Annotated in this window: 2 protein-coding genes; both read right to left on the reverse strand. The window is 67.3% G+C overall.

All coding sequences use genetic code 11. The features are described 5' to 3' along the window. Positions 1–79: 79 nt before the first annotated feature. Entirely contained in the window at positions 80–664 is a 585-nt protein-coding gene (locus NVU01S_RS41995) for a class I SAM-dependent methyltransferase (protein WP_063048262.1), read from the reverse strand. A 1,427-nt stretch (positions 665–2,091) separates the two neighbouring features. Next, positions 2,092–3,225, reverse strand: a complete 1,134-nt coding sequence (locus NVU01S_RS42000) for a hypothetical protein (protein ID WP_244467582.1) — start codon at positions 3,223–3,225, stop codon at positions 2,092–2,094. Between the last annotated feature and the right edge of the window lie 156 nt (positions 3,226–3,381).

Consider the following 3,381-nt stretch of genomic DNA (forward strand, 5'->3'; position numbering starts at 1 on the left):
AGCATCGACCTATCTGTCGCTTGGCCCACCCGTTGCTCCTGGCGTTCGACGCGGGGACGGGGTGTTCTGTGGGGCTCGTTCAGGTTCGGTGGATGGTGGCCAGCCAGGCGGAGGCGCCGGTGGGGTGGAAGGTGGTGTGGATTCGGGTGGGGACGATGGTCGTGATTGTCCAGTTGGTGGCGAATGCGGTAGTCAGTGCTTCCTGGCTGATGGGGTGGGGGCCGAGGTCGGGACCGGTGTTGCTGAAGCAGAGGATGCAGAGGGTGCCGCCGGGAGTGGTCACCGAGGCGAGGCCAGCGGCGTAGCGGAGTTGCTCGTCGGCGTCGCAGGTGTGGAACATTCCGCTGTCGAGCACGGTGTCGAACATGCGGCCCAGGCGGCTCAGCTCGAACGCGTCGGCCATGGCGAACTCGACGGCGAGCCCACGCGCAGCGGCCTTCCCGCGGGCGATGGCCAAAGCGGTTTCGGCCACGTCGACTCCCAGCACCGACAGACCCAGCGCGGCGAGGTGCAGGGCGTTCTCCCCGGACCCGCAGCCGACGTCGAGTACTGCCCCGGAGAATCCGCCGGACGCGGCGACCTGCACGATCGCAGGCTGCGGGCCGCCGATATCCCAGGGCGCGGGGCCGTCGTGATACGACGCGTCCCAGGGCACGCCGGTCATCCGCTCGTGGCTGGTCGGCGCACGACCACCGAACGGATCCTCTGCGCGGCTATCCGACACGCGCCCTCCTCGAGGCCGAAGCTCGGCCCCTCCGAGACCGATGCCGTCCCATCGTGGCACGCCCCCCTGCGCCACGCGCCGTATCGCCACCACCAACCTCCTCAAACGGTGCCGAGTATTCCCGGCCCAGCTGTAGGTGAGCAACGCTTCTCGGCCTCTCGCGCACTTCGACGTCCCGCGCACCTTTCAGTGTCCCGCGCGCGTGTCGTTCGACTGACACGCGCGCGGGGTGACGAGAAGTGCGCGGCGGCGCTCAGCCCAGACACCCGAGCAAGGTGACCTCGGCGGCGCAGGCGGCGCGCACGCGCCCTGCCGTCCCGCGCCGCAGCGTCCCGGCGCGTCCCGCGCACCTTTCAGTACCGCAGCGTCCCGGCGCGTCCCGCGCACCTTTCAGTGTCCCGCGCGCGTGTCGTTCGACTGACACGCGCGCGGGGTGACGAGAAGTGCGCGGCGGCGCTCAGCCCAGACACCCGAGCAAGGTGACCTCGGCGGCGCAGGCGGCGCGCAGGCACCCTGCCGTCCTGCGCCGCAGCGTCCCGCGCATCCCGCGCGCATCTCAGCATCTCGCGCACTTCTCAGCATCTCGCGCACTTCTCAGCATCCCGCGCGCGTGTCGTTCGACGGACACGCGCGCGGGGTGACGAGAAGTGCGCGGCGGCGCTCAACCCAGACACCAGAGCGAAGTGATCTCGGCGGGGCGGGCGGTGGTGTCGCGGGTGCGGAGTGGCGGGGAGCGGTGTCGATGCGGTCGAGGACATGCAGACCGGCGGCGGCGATGCGGGTCTGGAAGTTCGGCCCCGGGGGTGTCGTCGGACTCCGCATGCGGCGATGGGGGCGTTGGTTCGGGCCGGGTGCGCTGGCCGAGCCGGTCGGCGAGGTCGGGAGGGCGAGCCAGGCCTTGTCGGTGGAGGGGGCTAGCCGTGGAGTGGGCGGCGGCGGGGAGGTGCTCGGCGCGGCGACAGTGATCGCCCAGTTCGTCGATGCCGTCGTGCGTGGCCGGGAACCTCGGGGCAGGTGGGCGGGGAAGCCGGCGAGGAACTGGCGCAGCATCCCGGTGTTCGCGTGGTGGTGTCATCGGACTTCGTGTGGGCGCTGGTCGACCTCTCCGAGACTGACGCTGTCCCATCGTGGCACGCTCCCTGCGACAGCGAGATCCCGCTTGCTCTTCGACCTTCTCGAACCGGTGTCGGAACGTTCCCGATCCAGCCGTAGGTTGAGCGAGACCGGACTATGTGGGGTCGTCACCGGACAGCGAATGCCTCCGGCAGCGGCAACGACGGACACGCCGTGGCCGGGCGTAGGCCGGTGCTCGGTCCTTCTCGGACCGACGCCGTCTCGTGGTGGCTCTCCTGCGGCACGCTGGATCGCTACCCTTCGATCTTTTCGAACGGGGTTGGGGCGTTTCCGGTCCAGCGGTATAGGTGGGCTACGCCGGATTGGGTTGTGGTGCCGTCGGATTTCGAGGTGCTCGAGGTGGCGACGTAGTAGCGGCCGTCGCCGAGGGCGATCAGGCCGTAGGGGGCCGTGAACTTCCAGCCGCGGGTACCCGATCGTTCGTCCTGTTGGCCGCCTGGTGCCAGGGGCAGTACTGAGGCTTGTTCGGGTTGCGGTTGGCCGGTGAGGTCTTGGCGTTGCGGTTGGGCGGTGGCTTCGATGATGAAGAAGGGGTAGTTCGGGAATTGCGGCTTCTTGCCGGGATATACGGCGAGGAACCAGTTTCCGGTGTAGCTGTCGAACTCGAGATTCTGCACGCCGTAGGTGGTGTTGCCGGTACGGACGAAGAACTTTCCGTCCGGAGTCTGCGGCCCACTGGTGTGCGGGGCACGCTGGGTGAGCGGGCGCTCGTACGCACGCCAGTTCGTGGTGTCGTATTGCAGGAGCACCTGATAGTCGTTGTCGGTGCGACTGTTGTTGGAGTAGATCCCATAGGCGACAGTGAGTTTCGGCGCACCATCGCGGCTGCCGAACGCCGGACCGAACGCCACACCGTCGATGCCGCTGCACCCGTACCGGTGATCCGCGGTCGCGGCGACGTCCCCGTCGAACTTCCCGTCACCGTTCATGTCAGCGGTGTAATCGGCCACCACTTCCCGCAGATACACGGTGCTGACAATGCCCGTGGCTTCGGCGTCCATATTCTGCTGGGTGATCCGGTCGACATCGATGATCGCGATGTAGAACGCGGAAGCCGCCTTGTATTCGAGGGAGCCGTAGACCCGGCCGTCCCGTTCGTCGAACGCCAGATCTCCGAGATGGCCGGTGAATCCCGTCACCGTGCCGATCACCGCGCCGTGCAGATCTGTTTTCACCAGCAGATCGGTGAACGAGAAGTACATGAAGCCCTTACGGGTATCAATCGCGATGCCCTGCACATGACCGGATTTCCACGTCCCGCCGGATATTTCGGTGGGCAGATCCGTGTCTGCGTGCGCTGCCGGCAGCGCGGGCAGCGAAATGGCGAGCACCAGCAGTAGACCGAGACGCAACAATTTTGCCCACACCGCACAACCTCCATAGCCGGACGACGTCGAGAGCACGCACGCTACGGTGGATAACCAACGGCGAATCGACCGCGGAGAGAACAGCATTCGACAGATGCATGTGCGAAGGGTCGGAAAACGACGAAAGCCCCCAGCAATGCTGGGGGCTTTCGTGAA

This window comes from Nocardia vulneris (assembly GCF_001613425.1).
GTDB lineage: Bacteria > Actinomycetota > Actinomycetes > Mycobacteriales > Mycobacteriaceae > Nocardia > Nocardia vulneris.

Bases quoted from the DNA above. Each gene is read 5' to 3' on its own strand.
- NVU01S_RS41995 (WP_063048262.1), bottom strand. From the start codon at position 664: ATGACCGGCGTGCCCTGGGACGCGTCGTATCACGACGGCCCCGCGCCC.